Origin of the sequence: Mycobacterium sp. Aquia_213, assembly GCF_026625985.1 — a bacterium.
In the GTDB taxonomy this organism is placed as follows: domain Bacteria; phylum Actinomycetota; class Actinomycetes; order Mycobacteriales; family Mycobacteriaceae; genus Mycobacterium.
In genome coordinates, this window is the sequence record NZ_CP113116.1 from 4,879,126 (window position 1) to 4,894,171 (window position 15,046).

Consider the following 15,046-nt stretch of genomic DNA (forward strand, 5'->3'; position numbering starts at 1 on the left):
CGGCCGGTAACGAGCCAGCCCCTAAATGCCGACGGTGAGGCCGACCTTCTGGAATTCCTTGAGGTCGCAGTAGCCGGCCTTGGCCATCGATCGGCGCAGGCCACCGACCAGGTTGAGGCTGCCGAACGGGTCGTCGGACGGCCCGTTGAGCACCTGCTCGAGCGGCGGGCGCTCACCGACCGCGATCTGCAGCAGCGCCCCGCGCGGCAACGACGGGTGCGCCGCCGCGGCCGGCCAGAACCACCCGCCACCGAGCGCCTCGTCGCTTACGGCCAGCGGAGTGCCCAGCACCACCGCGTCGGCACCGCAGGCGATGGCCTTGGCCAGCTCGCCGGACGTGTGGATGTCGCCGTCGGCCAGCACGTGCACGTAGCGGCCGCCGGTCTCGTCGAGGTATTCGCGGCGCGCGGCCGCGGCGTCGGCGATCGCGGTGGCCATCGGAACGCTGATGCCCAGCACCTCGTCGCTGGTGGTCACGCCCCTAGTGGAGCCGTAGCCGACGATGACGCCGGCGGCGCCGGTGCGCATCAGGTGCAGTGCGGTGCGGTGATCGAGCACACCGCCCACGACCACCGGCACATCGAGTTCGGAGATGAAGGTCTTCAGGTTGAGCGGTTCGCCGTTGGAGGCGACACGCTCGGCCGAGATGATGGTGCCCTGGATGACCAGCAAGTCAATGCCGGCCTGCAGCAACACGGGGGTGAGCGACTGCGCGTTCTGCGGGCTGATGCGCACCGCGGTGGTCACGCCGGCCTCACGGATGCTGGCCACCGCGGCGCCCAGCAGGTCCGGGTTCAGCGGCGCCGCGTGCAGCTCCTGCAGCAGCCGGATCGACGCCGAAGGCTCGGGCTCCTTTTCGGCGGCCTCGACCAGCTGCGCGATCTTGGCCTTGACGTCGGCGTGCCGGCCGATCAGGCCCTCGCCGTTGAGCACGCCCAGCCCGCCGAGCCGGCCCAGTTCGATCGCGAACTCCGGCGACACCAACGCGTCGGTCGGGTGTGCCACCACGGGGATCTCGAACCGGTAGGCGTCCAGCTGCCAGGTGGTCGACACGTCCTGCGACGAGCGGGTGCGCCGGGACGGGACGATGCTGACTTCGCTGAGCTCGTAGGTGCGACGGGCGACTCTGCCCATGCCGATCTCGACCATGTTCAGTTCGCTGCTCACCGCGCGTAGTAGTTCGGCGCTTCGACGGTCATCGTGACGTCGTGTGGGTGGCTTTCCTTGAGCCCGGCCGACGTGATCCGGACGAATTGCGCCTGCTGCAGCACCTCGATGGTGGGCGAGCCGGTGTACCCCATCGCGGCGCGCAGGCCGCCGGTCAGCTGGTGAATCACCGACGACAGCGGGCCACGGAACGGCACCCGGCCCTCGATCCCCTCGGGCACCAGCTTGTCCTCGGAGAGCGCGTCGTCGGCGAAGTAGCGGTCCTTGGAGTAGGACTTCGCGCCGCTGCGGCCCGCCATCGCGCCCAGCGACCCCATGCCGCGGTAGCTCTTGAACTGCTTGCCGTTGACGAAGATCAGCTCGCCGGGCGCCTCGGCGGTGCCGGCCAGCAACGAGCCCAGCATGGCCGTCGATGCGCCGGCGGCCAGTGCCTTGGCGATGTCGCCGGAATACTGCAGTCCGCCGTCGGCGATGACCGGCACGCCGTGCGGTCCGCAGGCCGCGACGGCTTCCAGGATCGCCGTGATTTGAGGCGCACCGACGCCGGCGACCACCCGGGTGGTGCAGATCGAGCCCGGCCCCACACCGACCTTCACCGCGTCGGCGCCGGCCTCGACCAGCGCCAGGGCGGCCGAGCGGGTCGCGACGTTGCCGCCGATGATCTCGACCTTCTCGCCGACTTCGGCCTTGAGTTTGCCCACCATCTCCAGAACGGTGCGGTTGTGCGCGTGCGCGGTGTCCACGATCAGCACGTCGGCCCCGGCGTCGACCAGCATCATCGCGCGGACCCAGGCGTCACCGCCGACGCCGACGGCGGCGCCCACCAGCAGCCGGCCGTCGCTGTCCTTGGTGGCCAGCGGGTGTTGTTCGGTCTTGACGAAGTCCTTGACGGTGATCAGCCCGGTCAACCGGCCGTGGCCGTCGACGATGGGGAGCTTCTCGATCTTGTTGCGGCGCAACAGGCCCAGCGCCGCGTCCGCGCTGACGCCCTCGCGCGCGGTGATCAGCGGCGCCTTGGTCATCACCTCGGAGACCGGCCGGGTCTGGTCGACCTCGAACCGCATGTCGCGGTTGGTGATGATCCCGACGAGCGCGCCGGAGTCGTCGACGACTGGCAGGCCGGAGATCCGGAACCGGGCGCACAGCGCGTCGACCTGGGCCAGCGTGTTGTCCGGCCGGCAGGTGACCGGGTCGGTGACCATGCCGGCCTCCGAGCGCTTCACCATCTCGACCTGCCCGGCCTGTTCGGCGACCGGCAGGTTGCGGTGCAGCACGCCCATGCCGCCGGCCCGGGCCATCGCGATGGCCATCCGGGATTCGGTGACGGTGTCCATCGCCGAGCTGACCAGCGGCACCCGAAGCCGGATCTTCTTAGTTAGCTGGCTAGAGGTGTCGGCGCTGGCGGGAACCACATCGGAAGCCGCGGGCAGCAGCAGCACGTCGTCGTAGGTCAGGCCCAGCATCGCCACCTTGTGTGGGTTGTCTCCCCCGGTCGGCACGGCTTCGTCGGCCAGACCGCCGACGCGCAGGTAGGGACTTGCAACCAGGTCGGAGCTGTCTTCGAGATGGGACGTGCCACGGGACATCGGTGAAACCCTCCATACACGCGCGGAGCGAGAATCCCATCCTATCGGTCGCGGCCGTCGGGGAGTGCCACCTGTTGGCGCGCCGCCCGACCCAATCGGCGCGCGTCCGCCTGCTGGCGTTACCACGGCCTGGCTGCGTAGGCTATGGGCGTGCGTGACCAACTCCCCCCGGGTTTGCCACCCGACCCTTTCGCGGACGACCCATGTGACCCGTCGGCGGCGTTGGACGCTGTCGAGCCCGGACAACCGCTGGATCAACAAGAGCGGATGGCGGTAGAGGCGGACCTGGCCGATCTGGCCGTGTACGAAGCACTGTTGGCGCACAAGGGAATTCGCGGACTTGTGGTCTGTTGCGACGAGTGTCAGCAAGACCACTATCACGACTGGGACATGTTGCGGGCCAACCTGCTGCAACTGCTGATCGACGGCACCGTCCGCCCGCACGAGCCCGCTTACGACCCGGAGCCGGACGCCTACGTCACCTGGGATTACTGCCGCGGATATGCCGACGCCTCGCTCAACGAAGCGACGTCAGACGCCGACGGATTTCACCGTCGCCACTGAGCGATTGAGCTGGCTGTTTTCTTAGGGCGTATTGCTGGGCGCGACCGTGACTAGTGCCGGTGGTGACCCGGAGCAGGACTCGGGGCTTGGCTGGGCGCAGGCAGGGTTGCGCTCGGGGTGATTGCCTTCGGAATCGATGAAATCTGGGACTGCGGAGCCGGAAACACCGCGGAGTTCGGCGCGGGCGCGGCCGGCGGCAGCGTCGCATTCGGATCGCGCGAATCGACTTTGGCGTTCAGCAGGTCGATCTCGTCCAGCAAGTCTTTTCGGCCGGCGCTGTCGTTCAACGACTGCACGGTGCTGCTGACTTCTGCCAGCTGATTCTCGGCCTGGGTCCACTGCCCCTTGTCGATCAGTTGCTGCACCTTCGCCAGATCTGCCTTGGCGGACAACATGGTCTGGTTCTGGTTGACCAGAGGCTCGTCGAAGAACATCGAGTGCAGGCCGTACAACGTCCCACCGGGACGCGCCTCGACCACCATGGCACCGAAACCGCTGAGGGCCAACAACGTCGCCGCCACCGAGCCGACAGTCGCCAGGCCGCGCCGGCTACGCCGCTGCTCCAACATCCCGGCACGCAGCGCCCCGACGGCCTCCTCCGGCGAAACCAGGGCGCTGGCCGGCGGCCACCGCAAGTCGTCGCGCCAGTCCCCGAGCAGGGTGGCCAGCGCGTCGTCGTTGGGATCGTCGACGTCGATCCGCTGCCGTTCGGCGAGCGCGTCGAGCAGCAGATCGCTCCGGCTCAGCTCGTCGAGCCCCGGTCGGTCTGTGAAACCAGAGTCAGGCATAGTCCCCCGCCGCAACCATTTCGGATTTGAGCCGCGTCAAAGCTCGGTGCTGAGCTACCCGGACGGCTCCTGGCGTCGCACCGACGGCGGCGGCGGTCTCTTCCGCAGACAGGCCGACGACGACGCGAAGAATCAGAATCTCGCGCTGCTTGGGGGGCAGGATGTCCAGCAATTCGTTCATGCGGCTGACCGAATCGGCTTCGAGGGCCCGCTGCTCAGGGCCCTTCTCGGACGACCAGCGCTCGGGAACGGATTCGGACGGGTAGGCAAGATCGCGGCCGGCGGCACGATGGGCGTCGGCCACCTTGTGCGCCGCAATGCCGTACAGAAAGGCCAGGAAGGGGCGTCCTCGATCGCGGTAGCGCGGCAGGGCTGTCAGAGTCGCCAAGCACACCTCCTGAGCCACATCGTCGGCTGTCAGGCCACCCCGCTCGACTGTGCCGACTCGCGCCCGGCAATATCGCACCACAATCGGACGGATGGTTTCCAGCACCTCCCGTAGGGCGTTTCCGTCTCCCGCTACGGCTTCGGCAACCACAGCGTCGAGACGTTCACCTTGAATTGTCATCGACGGCGGTATCTCCAACGTTACAAACCGGACACATCGCGGGCTAACTCTCTCGATGACAATAACGGCCGAAAGCCGTTTCACCCGGAAGGCCAGGTTCCACCGGCGCGCCGCATCTGGCCTGCGCAGATATCCCGAATTTCAGCCAGTTTGGGCGCAGAAATCGTGACGCTGCCGATATCAAACAGCAAGCAGGCCGATGCCCATCGAAGCGGTATCAGCCCGAATCGGCCGGTGGCGTCCAACGCGGCCTCGGCGACGGTGCGGGCGCGGTCGATCGCGCCGGCGCTGCACAGCGCGGCGGCGAGCACCACGTCGCTCTTGACCCGGTGCCGCTCCGAGGCTTCCATGGTCTGCGCGAACTCGACAGCTTCCTCGGCATGGCGGACCGCGATCGTGCCGTCGCCGCGGGCCATCGCCAGCTCGGCGGCGACCCATCGCCGGCGCACCGGCAGCCGGTCCGGCACCCCCGCCGTCAATTCCGAATCCGCGCGTGCCAACAGTGTCGCCGCGGCAGCGAAACGGCCGACGCCCAATGCGTCGGCCGCCAATCCGATCAGAGCATCGGCCCGGGCTTCGGGATCGGCGCCGGCCAGTACGAGGGCCCGGCCGTCCCAGCCCCGGGCCCGCGCGTGCCAACCCAGTTGACGCAGAAACGATCCCTGCGTGCTGTGCGCCAGCGAGACCAATCGGCCGGCCGGAATGCTGCGGCGTAACACCGCCAGGTCGCGGTAGGCGCTGCCGTAGCGGCCCTGCCCACCGGCCGCGACGGCACGCAGCCAAAGTTCGCTCGGCGAGGTCGCCGTCGGCAGCGGCCAGCGGGCCGGCTGGTCGCCGAACGCGGCCGCGGCCAGCGTCGGCTCAATCATCGAAGTGTGATGAGTTTCAATCACGGTGATAGTAGTAAACAGTTCGTGCTGCTGGTGTTACTGAAATGTTAATCACGATCAGCTGTGTAATAAATGGCACTTGCCAGCCCTTGTGCCCTGAGCTGGGAAATCTCGGTTTGGTCAAGTGCCTGGTAGCACCGTTCTCCTACGCGAAATGCGTGGCGGATGAACGCAGAGTTAATTCTGCTCCAACCTCTATATATTTTGTCACACTAAGCGCCTATTGACGGAAATTCATCGGCACACCTAAGTTCTAGCAATGACGGGTAGTCATCGGTGACGCCACCCTTAAATCAGTTGCACACTCACTTTGCGAACCCAACCCCCCCGTGGGTGCGCCGTGCAGAAGGGAACTAGCCATGCCACAGCCGGAGCAGCTACCTGGGCCCAACGCAGACATTTGGAGCTGGCAGCTGCAAGGACTGTGCCGCGGCGTGGACTCCTCGATGTTCTTTCACCCCGACGGCGAGCGTGGCCGTGCCCGCATGCAGCGTGAGCAGCGCGCCAAGGAGATGTGCCGGCAGTGCCCGGTGATCCAGCAGTGCCGGTCCCACGCGCTCGATGTCGGTGAGCCGTACGGGGTTTGGGGCGGCCTGTCCGAATCCGAGCGCGACATGCTGCTGAAGGGCGACATCGGCCGCAACCGCGGTATCCGCCGCTCGGCCTAAACAACGTCTTCGACGCGGCCCCCACCCTCAGCGGTGGGGGCCGTTTCGACTCCAGTTGAAGTCGTCCGTTGTCAGGGTGCGTGACCATGGAGGTCGTCGGCCATCGGCAGTCGGGCCCGCCGATCACCGAGTCGTCCTCACTAGAGTCCGAATATGGACATCTCGTGTGCGTTCGCGACGTCGTCGAACACCCCGGCCCACGCGGAGCTCGCCGAAAATCTGGGCTACCAGCGGGCCTGGCTCTACGACTCTCCGGCCCTCTACCCGGATGTATGGATGATTCTCAGCCGTTGCGCGGAGCGCACGTCGCGCATCGGCCTCGGACCCGGTGTGCTGGTTCCCTCCTTGCGGCATCCGATGGTGAACGCGGCCGCGATCGCCGAGCTGGAAAGCCAGGCGCCGGGGCGCGTCGCGGTGGCCGTCGGTTCGGGTTTCACCGGCCGGATGTCGTTGGGCCAGCGAGCCATGCCGTGGCGGCAGGTCGCCGAATACGTGCGGTGCTTGCGAGCTCTCCTCGCGGGCGAAGCCGCCGAGTGGGAGGGGACGAAGATCCGGATGCTGCAGCTGCCCGGTTTCGGGGCGAAGCGACCGATCACTGTGCCGATACTGATCGGCGCCGACGGCCCCAAGGGACTGGCCGTTGCGGCGGAGCTCGGCGACGGCGTCTTCTCGGCGGCGGTACCACAGGCCGACGCCGCCAAGATCTCGGACTGGCGAGCGCTGCTGTGCTTCGGGACGGTGCTCGACGAGGGCGAGGGGCTGACGTCGCCGCGCGCCATCGATGCGGCGGGGCCCGCAGCGGTGGTGGTCTATCACGCGATGTACGAGCGTGGCGGCGCCGCCGCGGTCGATGCACTGCCGGGCGGACAAGGCTGGCGCGAGGCGATCGAGGCCTATCCCGAAGACGAGCGACATTTCGCGATCCATGAAGGACATCTGGTCAAGGCCAATCCGAGCGATGAACCTCATGTGGCCGACGTGATCCCGTTTGCCAGTTCGATGGCGTTGACCGGCACTGCCCAGCAATTGCCGGAGAAGATCGCCGGGCTCGCCGCGTCGGGGGTCACCGAAATCGTTTACCAGCCAGCCGGATCCGACATCGAGCGCGAGCTCACGGCATTCGCGTCCGCCGTCGGCTGCTCTTAGGCCGTCGACTTCTCCAGAATGTGCACGCCGCATGCCGAACCGAGTCCGATCACGTGAGCCAGGCCCACCTTGGCGTCCTTGATCTGGCGCTCTCCGGCCTCGCCGCGCAGGTGGTGACAGATCTCCCATACGTTGGCGATGCCGGTGGCCGCGATCGGATGGCCCTTGGACTCCAGCCCGCCTGACACGTTCACCGGTGTCGAACCGTCACGCCAGGTCGCACCCGAGTTGAAGAAATCCGCCGCGCCGCCCTCTTCGCACAGCATCAAATTGTCGTAGTGCACCAGTTCGGCGGTGGCGAAGCAATCGTGCAATTCGACGAGATCGAGGTCGGCCGGGCCGACGCCCGCCTGCTCGTAAGCGACCGTCGCCGCCTTTCGGGTCAGCGTGTTGACGTTCGGCAACACCTGACAGCCTTCTTCGTAGGGGTCGGTCGTCAGGACCGACGCCGACACCTTCACCGCACGCCGACGCTGCTCGAGCGACAGCGACTTCAGCGTCTCGCCGCTGCAAACCACGGCGGCCGCGGCGCCATCGCAGTTCGCCGAGCACATCGGGCGCGTATTCGGGTACGCGATCATCACGTCGTTCATGATCTGCTCGAGGGTGAACCGCTTTTGGTACGACGCAAGGGGATTCAGCGTTGAGTGGGCATGGTTCTTCTCGCTGATCTTGGCGAACAACTCGAAGCTGGTGCCGCCGTACTTGTGGCCGTACTCGACCCCGATCTGGGCGAAGACGCCCGGCATCGTCTCCGTGCCGATCCTGCCGTCGATTCCGGCCACCGCACCGTAGCGGCCCGCCGGCGTCCAGGTGTCGGCGTCCTTCTTCTTGGCCCCGCCCGCCAGCAGACCGGCACCCGCGAGCTTCTCGACCCCGACCGCCAGGCCGTAGTCCACCTCCCCGGCCTTGACGGCCATGATCGCGGTGCGCAGCGCGGTGGCACCGGTCGCGCAAGCGTTGGCGACGTTGTACACGGGGATACCCGTCTGGCCGATCTGTTTCTGAAGCTGTTGCCCCACACTGGCATTCGCGTTCATCAGGTTGCCCGCAGCGAGCATGCCAATCTCGGCCATGGTGACACCCGCGTCCGAAAGCGCGCCCATGGCGGCCTCGGCCGCCAGGTCGACGGTGTCGAGTTCCGGGTGCTTGCCGAACTTGGTCATCTGGATGCCGAGGATCCAGACTTCATCGCTTGCGCTCATCACTGCTCCTTGGTTGCAGAAAGAGGTTCGAAGCCGAACCCGACCGCCTCCGTGCCCTCGGAGTCGGTGCCGATCGATTGGGTGGCGAGACGCACTTTCATGCCGTCGAAAACGTGCTCGGGGTCGGGCTCGACGTTGATGAGGTTGGCGCGCACCTGGGTGCCGCCGCAATCGACCACAGCAGCGACGAACGGGGTCGGAATGCCCGGTGCCGCGAACGCGACGATGGTGAACGCGCGCACCGTGCCTTCGGTCTCGATCGGGACCGTCGTGAATTCGGTGGCAAAGCACTTGGCGCAGGCGTTTCGCCGGTCGAAGTATCTGGCACCGCAGTTGACGCATTCCTGCGCGACCAGATGGGGTTGGTGGTCGTCCAGCACCAGGTAGTCGACCAGTGGGATCTGCCCGGCCATGCGCACCTCCATCGTTGGTGTCTTCGACGGTATCGCTTGGCAACCAACGCTCGATAGCCTGGGCTGCATGACAACCAATGACGGGACGTCGTCGGAGGGCACGGTAACCGTAGCCGAGACCGGCACGGGAACGTATACGCAAGAGATCACCGCCGGGCAGCACCGGCTCGTCGCCGACGAGCCAGCGCCAGTCGGCGACGACGCCGGGCCAAACCCGTACGACCTGCTACTGGCCGCATTGGGCTCGTGTACCTCGATGACGGTGCGGATGTACGCCAACCGCAAGGGCTGGCCACTCGAGCGTGTTCGAGTGACGTTGCGGCACTCGCGCATTCACGCGCAGGACTGCGCCGACTGCGAAACCAAGATCGGCTGGATCGATCACATTGATCGGGAGATCGAGTTGACGGGCGACCTCGACGAGACGCAACGGGATCGGTTGTTGCTCATGGCCGAACGCTGCCCCGTCCATCAGACCCTGACCTCGGAGGTCCGGGTCGCTACGTCTTTGCGGTGACGGGCAGCGATCCCGCCGCGACATATCCGAGTGAGAGAACCAGCACGGCGAACTTGATCAGGGCGGCGGTGCGCGCGCGCCGCGCATTCTCGGCGACACGGGTGCCGCTGAGCACCTTCAGCAGCGAGACACCCTCGATCGCGTCGCCGGCGACGGCGACACCCACCACGGCGGGCAGGGCGGCCGGGTGGCCATGCCGCCGACGGGTGCGGTCCACGAGCAGGGCCGCGAAGACGCCATAGGTTGTCATGTAGCCGAAATCCAGCCACGTGGATATCCGTGCGGCACGCTGACCGTCACTGCCCCAGCGGGCCATGATGGCCTCGGCCCGAGAAGCGTTGCCGGCCAGTTCAAACGGGATGATGCCCGGACCGCCGGTCCGACGCATGCGCCGTTCCAGGACGGACATCCCCGCGGAGTAGGCAACGAAGGCTAGCGCCGATGCGCCGAGCCGGTGATTCCTCACCTTGCTCACCTTCCGATCTGCTGCATCACGGCGCTCATATCGGCGAGGTCCCACACCTCGGCGAACTTGCCGTCTTCGACGCGATAGAGAGTGAACTCCGAAATGCTCACCCGGCGACCGGTCGCCGCCACTCCTTGGAAGGCGCCGCGATGGGTGCCGGTGACGGTGAAGTGCACCGCGATGTAGTCGTCATCGACGACGAGGTGCCGCATGTCCCAATGCCAATCCGGAAATGCCGAGACTATCGGCGCGAATTGCGCCGCCACCGCGGCGGGATCCATCGGAGCATCGTTGACCTTGATGGTCGGGGTATAGAACGACGCCATGCCATCGAAATCGTGCTCGTTACAGCACTTCAGATAGGCCAAGTACAGGGATCGGTATTCGTCGAGCCGACTCACCACGTGTCCTCACCCTCCGGCATCGGCGCGGGCGCGCAACACGGCCCGCCGACGCTCGCCGTCGTCGCCGACGATATGGACGTCAACGTCTGCGAACCCCGCAGATCGGAGGGCGTCGACAATCGGGGCGGGATCGCCGACTCCGCTGAACGGCAACGCCGCCGCAATGTCGTCGGAGTAGTGATGCGCTGCCACTTGCGTGTTCAGGGAGCAGTCGGCGACCAGCGTCCCGCTTGGTTCCTTCTGGTCATACCGTGCGCCCTCTTCTTCCCAGAAGGCGCGGATCGCGCTGTGCGCGGTTTCCAGGGAAGCTTTCGGCGACATGGCAATTCAGCCTAGTCCCTGAGACGACTACGCGTCGACGAGCGGCCTGAGCGCCTCACCGACCTTCGTGACGACCCCGGGTGTGTAGCCGTGGGTCGGAAGATTGACGATCACCCCGTCGACGCCTATGTCGAGCACTCGGCGTTTGATCTCGTCGGCGACCTGATCGGGCGTACCGATGACCGCCCGGCCGCCGCGCGCCTCGCCAATGTCGGCGGGTGCGTCGTCGAGCACGACCGTCAGCAGGGTACTGGTCTCCAAAGTTGCCGGGTCGCGGTTGATTTCGGCACAGCGCTGCCGGAGGACTTCCAGCTTGTGCGGCAGCACATCGATGTCGGCGATCAGGTTGAGGTGGTCGGCGTAGCGGGCCGCCAACCGGAACGTCTTCTTTTCACCGCTGCCGCCGAGCATGATCGGGATGTGGTCGCGATAGCGGGGCTCGTTGATCGCGCTCTCGGTGTGATACCACTTCCCGTCGAAGGTGGGCCGCTGCCCGTGCAGCATGGGGATGATGATCTGCAGCGCCTCCTCGAGCTTTTCGAACCGTTCGGTGAACGTGTCGAAGTCGAAGCCCAGTTGCCGGTGCTCCAGCTCGAACCAGCCGGCTCCAATACCAAGGATGGCCCGCCCCGCACTGACGACGTCCAGCGTCGTGATCGCCTTGGCAAGCAAGGTCGGGTTGCGATAGGTGTTGCCGGTCACCAGCGTCGAGAGCTGCACCCGCTCGGTAGCCGTGGCCAGCGCGCCCAGCGCGGTGTAGGCCTCCAGCATGGGTTCGTCGGGTTCACCCAATCCCGGCAATTGATAGAAGTGGTCCATCACCAGGACGGTGTCGAATCCGGCCGCCTCGGCTTCCGCGGCCTGCGCCTTGACGGCGGGGAACAGTTCGGCGACGGACGTGCCATAGGAAAAGTTCGGGATCTGCAATCCGAGTCTGATAGTCACGCCCTCCTACAACTGCACGGGCGGTAATCGCATTCCGATCTGGAGAGATCAATCCAAAGCGAAAACTGCCGGAGGCCCCATAGTGTTTCGCCATGCAGACCGTGTTGTTCACGCTCGGACTGGTCCTGTTCCTGCTCGGCCTGCTGACCGGGTTTGCCATCCCGGCGTTGAAGAACCCGCGCATGGCGCTGGCGAGCCACCTCGAGGCGGTCCTCAACGGCATGTTCCTCGTGGTGCTCGGCCTGTTGTGGCCACACATCCACTTGCCCGAGGCGCTGGGCGTCACCGCGGTCGCGCTGATCGTGTACGCCGCCTACGCGAACTGGGTGGCGTCGCTGCTCGCGGCGGCATGGGGAGCCGGCCGCAAACTCGCGCCGATCGCGACCGGCGACCATCAGGCCTCGGCCGTCAAGGAGTTGATCGTCAGCTTCTTGTTGGTGTCGCTGTCGGTCGCGATCGTCGCCGGCATCGGAATCGTGATCGCGGGGCTTTGATCTTGTTCCGCTCTCCCTAGCCGCTAATCAGTCACCTGTGCGCGAATTCAGCCAGCTTGGCATCGACCGCCGCATGATCTGGCTCCGCGTATACCTTCCGATCGCGCTTGTTGACCCATATCAGGAACGGGCAACTGGCCGCGGGACCGTCCACTGCTCCGAGTTGTTCGATGTGCTTGCCGGTCCTCGCCTCGCGAAGTTCGATGTCGTACTGCACGGCGTAGTAGTCGACCGTCACGTGATCGCCGTCGTCGGTCTTGAAGTCGCAGGTGCGTGACTTCACCTCGGTTCCGGCCTTATGGGTAAGGCAGGCAACAACATTCACCGACTGAAAGTCACCGGGACTCACCCGGTAGTCGGCACGGGAGTCGAGCGTCAGTTCGCTCCAGTGGTCCTTCGACACTTGGCTCATCGGGCTCGGCCGGTCGTCCGGAGTGAACGCGGCGATCTGGTACGGCTTCGCGTACGCGGCGGCGTTACTGATTGATCCGCGATCGCACACCACATCGAATTCCGAGAGAGAGCTGGCTTTCCTGGTTCCACCGCGCCCGTCGAGACCGTCGCGGGCGATGTCGCGGATCACGAAAAACCCGACTATCGCCGCGGGTATGAGAGCGACGGTCGCCGCGAGCGCGAGCACGATTATCAGCACGCGATTAGTTTTCCGCGGCGCCGGCGGCGGGTACGGTCCCGGCGGCGGGTAGGGCGGCGGGGGCCATTGCTGCGGGTACTGCGGTGGTTGCGGCGGCGGCCACTGCTGCGGATAGCTCATGCTCGTGCCCCCCCACGTCATGGTGCGGCCAGCTTAGCAATGGGCGGCCCCGCAACGCCCGCAGACGAAAACACCCCCGGCCGCGTGACCGGGGGTGTTTCGTACTGCTCGGTTAGTGGTGGTGATGACCGTGGCCGTGATCGTCCGCCTCTTCGGCAGGCTTCTCGACGATCGCCGTCTCGGTGGTCAGCACCATGCGGGCAACGGACGCCGCATTCAGCACAGCCGACCGAGTGACCTTGACCGGGTCGATGACACCGTCGGCAACCAGGTCGCCGTACTTCAGTGTGGCGGCGTTCAATCCGTGCCCTGCAGGCAGCTCACGGACCTTGTTGATCGCGACCGCACCGTCGAGCCCGGCGTTGGAGGCGATCCAGTACAGCGGAGCGCTGAGAGCATCGGCGAACACATCGACGCCCGTAACCTCGTCGCCTTTCAGCGACTTACGCAGCTTGTCCAACACCTTGCCGGCCTGGATGAGCGCCGATCCGCCGCCCGTGACGATGCCCTCCTCGACAGCCGCCTTGGCCGCCGAGACCGCGTCCTCGACGCTTTCCTTGCGCTCCTTGAGCGCGGTCTCGGTGGCAGCTCCGACCTTGATCACGGCCACGCCGCCGGCCAGCTTGGCCACCCGTTCCTGGAGTTTTTCGCGATCCCATTCGGAATCGCTGTTCTCGATCTCGGCCCGCAGCTGCTTGACGCGCTTTTCCACCGCGTCTTTGGCGCCGCCGCCCTCGACGATGATGGTGTCGTCCTTGCTGACCACCACGCGCCGGGCCGAGCCCAGCACATCGATACCCACCTCACGCAACACCAGACCGGCGTCGGGATTGACCACCTGGCCACCCGTCACGATCGCCAGGTCCTCGAGGAAGGCCTTGCGCCGGTCGCCGAAGAACGGCGACTTGACCGCAACCGCCTTGAGCGTCTTACGAATCGAGTTCACCACCAGCGTCGCCAGTGCCTCGCCCTCGATGTCCTCGGCGATGATCAGCAGCGGCTTGCTCGACTCGGCGACCTTCTCCAGCACCGGCAGCAGGTCGGGCAGCGAGCTGATCTTCTCCTGGTGCAGCAGGATCAGCGGGTCATCGAGCACCGCCTCCTGCGAGTCGAAGTCGGTTACGAAGTACGCCGACAAGAAACCCTTGTCGAAGCCGACGCCCTCGGTGAACTCGAGCTCGGTGTTCAGCGTCGACGATTCTTCGACACTGACGACGCCGTCGGTGCCGACCTTGCTCATCGCCTCGCCGACCAACTCACCGATCACCTCGTCGCGCGAGGAGACGGTCGCCACCTGGGCGATGCCCTTCTTGCCCTTCACCGGGATGGCCGCCGCCAGCAGCGCCTCGGACACCGCGTCGGCGGCCTGGCTGATGCCGACGCCCAGCGAGATCGGGTTGGCGCCCGCGGCCACCTGCCGCAGGCCAGCCTTGATCAGCGCTTGGGCCAGGACGGTCGCCGTGGTGGTGCCGTCTCCGGCTACGTCGTTGGTCTTGGTGGCCACCGACTTCACCAGCTGGGCACCCAGGTTCTCGAACGGGTCTTCCAGGTCAATCTCACGCGCGACGGTGACGCCGTCGTTGGTGACGGTCGGCCCGCCGAACGCCTTGGCCAACACCACGTGCCGGCCGCGCGGTCCCAGCGTTACGCGCACCGCGTCGGCGAGCTTGTTCACGCCTGCCTCGATGCCGCGGCGCGCGGTTTCGTCGTACTCAATTAACTTGCTCATCAGGCTCCTTTAAACGCATGCCGCCCCGGAAATCGCCCGCGTTTGCACACGGGGATCGCCGGGGCGGAACACGGTTCTGTATTTACTTGGATACGACGGCCAGCACATCGCGTGCCGACAGGATTAGGTATTCCTCGCCGTTGTACTTGATCTCGGTGCCGCCGTACTTGCTGTAGATGACGGTGTCACCCTCCGACACGTCGAGCGGGATCCGCTTGTCGCCATCCTCGTCCCAGCGGCCGGGGCCGACTGCGACGACGGTGCCTTCTTGCGGCTTCTCCTTGGCGGTGTCAGGAATAACCAGACCGGACGCGGTCGTGGTCTCGGCCTCGTTGGCCTGCACGAGAATCTTGTCCTCGAGTGGCTTGATCTTCACCTTCGCCACGATTGGAGCCTCCACTAT

19 protein-coding genes are annotated in these 15,046 nt (G+C 66.2%); 5 read left to right on the plus strand and 14 right to left on the minus strand.

The features are described from left to right. Positions 1-21: 21 nt before the first annotated feature. Positions 22-1,149, minus strand: a complete 1,128-nt coding sequence (locus LMQ14_RS22545) for a GuaB3 family IMP dehydrogenase-related protein (protein WP_267735639.1) — start codon at positions 1,147-1,149, stop codon at positions 22-24. Between the two features lie 14 nt (positions 1,150-1,163). Continuing rightward, positions 1,164-2,753 (minus strand): IMP dehydrogenase, encoded by a 1,590-nt coding sequence (gene guaB, locus LMQ14_RS22550; RefSeq protein ID WP_267731783.1) that lies wholly within the window; start codon positions 2,751-2,753, stop codon positions 1,164-1,166. A gap of 150 nt (positions 2,754-2,903) precedes the next feature. Between guaB and LMQ14_RS22555 the strand changes: the two genes are divergently transcribed. Continuing rightward, complete coding sequence (locus LMQ14_RS22555) at positions 2,904-3,317, plus strand: DUF5319 domain-containing protein (RefSeq protein ID WP_267731784.1); 414 nt, start codon at positions 2,904-2,906, stop codon at positions 3,315-3,317. A gap of 50 nt (positions 3,318-3,367) precedes the next feature. Here LMQ14_RS22555 and LMQ14_RS22560 read toward each other — a convergent pair whose 3' ends face one another. The 3 genes from LMQ14_RS22560 to LMQ14_RS22570 all read right to left on the minus strand — a co-directional run bounded on the left by LMQ14_RS22560 (position 3,368) and on the right by LMQ14_RS22570 (position 5,542). Continuing rightward, entirely contained in the window at positions 3,368-4,105 is a 738-nt protein-coding gene (locus tag LMQ14_RS22560; RefSeq protein ID WP_324291076.1) for an anti-sigma-D factor RsdA, read from the minus strand. Next, positions 4,098-4,673: a sigma-70 family RNA polymerase sigma factor gene (locus LMQ14_RS22565; protein WP_267731785.1), complete on the minus strand. Its 576-nt coding sequence runs from the start codon at positions 4,671-4,673 to the stop codon at positions 4,098-4,100. Before LMQ14_RS22565 ends, LMQ14_RS22560 begins: the two co-directional genes overlap by 8 nt. Before the next feature lie 80 nt (positions 4,674-4,753). Then, complete coding sequence (locus tag LMQ14_RS22570) at positions 4,754-5,542, minus strand: hypothetical protein (protein WP_420714556.1); 789 nt, start codon at positions 5,540-5,542, stop codon at positions 4,754-4,756. Positions 5,543-5,922: 380 nt separating this feature from the next. Between LMQ14_RS22570 and LMQ14_RS22575 the strand changes: the two genes are divergently transcribed. Continuing rightward, a complete protein-coding gene (locus LMQ14_RS22575; protein ID WP_036466967.1) occupies positions 5,923-6,231 on the plus strand; it encodes a WhiB family transcriptional regulator in 309 nt (102 codons plus the stop codon). Between the two features lie 153 nt (positions 6,232-6,384). Next, positions 6,385-7,377, plus strand: coding sequence for an LLM class flavin-dependent oxidoreductase (locus LMQ14_RS22580; protein ID WP_267731787.1), 993 nt, complete (start codon positions 6,385-6,387; stop codon positions 7,375-7,377). On the opposite strand, the gene LMQ14_RS22585 is transcribed toward LMQ14_RS22580, so the two are convergent. Continuing rightward, positions 7,374-8,582 (minus strand): thiolase family protein, encoded by a 1,209-nt coding sequence (locus LMQ14_RS22585; protein WP_267731788.1) that lies wholly within the window; start codon positions 8,580-8,582, stop codon positions 7,374-7,376. The two genes, LMQ14_RS22580 and LMQ14_RS22585, sit on opposite strands and share 4 nt — an antisense overlap. Next, positions 8,582-8,995: a Zn-ribbon domain-containing OB-fold protein gene (locus tag LMQ14_RS22590; protein WP_267731789.1), complete on the minus strand. Its 414-nt coding sequence runs from the start codon at positions 8,993-8,995 to the stop codon at positions 8,582-8,584. The genes LMQ14_RS22585 and LMQ14_RS22590 overlap by 1 nt, the downstream gene beginning before the upstream one ends. 67 nt (positions 8,996-9,062) lie before the next feature. Here LMQ14_RS22590 and LMQ14_RS22595 point away from each other — a divergent pair, with 67 nt between their 5' ends. Continuing rightward, entirely contained in the window at positions 9,063-9,512 is a 450-nt protein-coding gene (locus tag LMQ14_RS22595) for an OsmC family protein (RefSeq protein WP_267731790.1), read from the plus strand. Here the strand turns inward: LMQ14_RS22595 and LMQ14_RS22600 are convergent. The 4 genes from LMQ14_RS22600 to LMQ14_RS22615 are packed head-to-tail and all read right to left on the minus strand — an operon-like array spanning position 9,496 to position 11,648. Beyond that, on the minus strand, positions 9,496-9,978 hold the full coding sequence (locus tag LMQ14_RS22600; protein WP_267731791.1) for a hypothetical protein: 483 nt from the start codon (positions 9,976-9,978) through the stop codon (positions 9,496-9,498). The genes LMQ14_RS22595 and LMQ14_RS22600 overlap by 17 nt on opposite strands. A 5-nt stretch (positions 9,979-9,983) precedes the next feature. After that, positions 9,984-10,379, minus strand: coding sequence for an ester cyclase (locus tag LMQ14_RS22605; protein ID WP_267731792.1), 396 nt, complete (start codon positions 10,377-10,379; stop codon positions 9,984-9,986). A 9-nt stretch (positions 10,380-10,388) separates the two neighbouring features. Further along, positions 10,389-10,703, minus strand: a complete 315-nt coding sequence (locus LMQ14_RS22610) for a hypothetical protein (protein ID WP_267731793.1) — start codon at positions 10,701-10,703, stop codon at positions 10,389-10,391. A gap of 27 nt (positions 10,704-10,730) precedes the next feature. Beyond that, positions 10,731-11,648, minus strand: a complete 918-nt coding sequence (locus LMQ14_RS22615; RefSeq protein ID WP_267731794.1) for an LLM class F420-dependent oxidoreductase — start codon at positions 11,646-11,648, stop codon at positions 10,731-10,733. A 92-nt stretch (positions 11,649-11,740) separates the two neighbouring features. Here LMQ14_RS22615 and LMQ14_RS22620 point away from each other — a divergent pair, with 92 nt between their 5' ends. Then, entirely contained in the window at positions 11,741-12,142 is a 402-nt protein-coding gene (locus tag LMQ14_RS22620; protein WP_267731795.1) for a hydrogenase, read from the plus strand. Between the two features lie 31 nt (positions 12,143-12,173). On the opposite strand, the gene LMQ14_RS22625 is transcribed toward LMQ14_RS22620, so the two are convergent. The 3 genes from LMQ14_RS22625 to groES form a co-directional block, all read right to left on the minus strand. Next, a complete protein-coding gene (locus LMQ14_RS22625; RefSeq protein WP_267731796.1) occupies positions 12,174-12,914 on the minus strand; it encodes a hypothetical protein in 741 nt (246 codons plus the stop codon). Positions 12,915-13,026: 112 nt separating this feature from the next. Continuing rightward, a complete protein-coding gene (gene groL / locus LMQ14_RS22630) occupies positions 13,027-14,643 on the minus strand; it encodes a chaperonin GroEL (protein WP_267731797.1) in 1,617 nt (538 codons plus the stop codon). An 82-nt stretch (positions 14,644-14,725) separates the two neighbouring features. Further along, a complete protein-coding gene (gene groES / locus LMQ14_RS22635) occupies positions 14,726-15,028 on the minus strand; it encodes a co-chaperone GroES (RefSeq protein WP_036466886.1) in 303 nt (100 codons plus the stop codon). Between the last annotated feature and the right edge of the window lie 18 nt (positions 15,029-15,046).

Bases quoted from the DNA above. Each gene is read 5' to 3' on its own strand.
- LMQ14_RS22545 (WP_267735639.1), bottom strand. From the start codon at position 1,149: ATGGTCGAGATCGGCATGGGCAGAGTCGCCCGTCGCACCTACGAGCTC.
- guaB (WP_267731783.1), bottom strand. From the start codon at position 2,753: ATGTCCCGTGGCACGTCCCATCTCGAAGACAGCTCCGACCTGGTTGCA.
- LMQ14_RS22560 (WP_324291076.1), bottom strand. From the start codon at position 4,105: ATGCCTGACTCTGGTTTCACAGACCGACCGGGGCTCGACGAGCTGAGC.
- LMQ14_RS22565 (WP_267731785.1), bottom strand. From the start codon at position 4,673: ATGACAATTCAAGGTGAACGTCTCGACGCTGTGGTTGCCGAAGCCGTA.
- LMQ14_RS22570 (WP_420714556.1), bottom strand. From the start codon at position 5,542: ATGATTGAGCCGACGCTGGCCGCGGCCGCGTTCGGCGACCAGCCGGCC.
- LMQ14_RS22575 (WP_036466967.1), top strand. From the start codon at position 5,923: ATGCCACAGCCGGAGCAGCTACCTGGGCCCAACGCAGACATTTGGAGC.
- LMQ14_RS22580 (WP_267731787.1), top strand. From the start codon at position 6,385: ATGGACATCTCGTGTGCGTTCGCGACGTCGTCGAACACCCCGGCCCAC.
- LMQ14_RS22585 (WP_267731788.1), bottom strand. From the start codon at position 8,582: ATGAGCGCAAGCGATGAAGTCTGGATCCTCGGCATCCAGATGACCAAG.
- LMQ14_RS22590 (WP_267731789.1), bottom strand. From the start codon at position 8,995: ATGGCCGGGCAGATCCCACTGGTCGACTACCTGGTGCTGGACGACCAC.
- LMQ14_RS22595 (WP_267731790.1), top strand. From the start codon at position 9,063: ATGACAACCAATGACGGGACGTCGTCGGAGGGCACGGTAACCGTAGCC.
- LMQ14_RS22610 (WP_267731793.1), bottom strand. From the start codon at position 10,703: ATGTCGCCGAAAGCTTCCCTGGAAACCGCGCACAGCGCGATCCGCGCC.
- LMQ14_RS22620 (WP_267731795.1), top strand. From the start codon at position 11,741: ATGCAGACCGTGTTGTTCACGCTCGGACTGGTCCTGTTCCTGCTCGGC.
- LMQ14_RS22625 (WP_267731796.1), bottom strand. From the start codon at position 12,914: ATGAGCTATCCGCAGCAGTGGCCGCCGCCGCAACCACCGCAGTACCCG.
- groL (WP_267731797.1), bottom strand. From the start codon at position 14,643: ATGAGCAAGTTAATTGAGTACGACGAAACCGCGCGCCGCGGCATCGAG.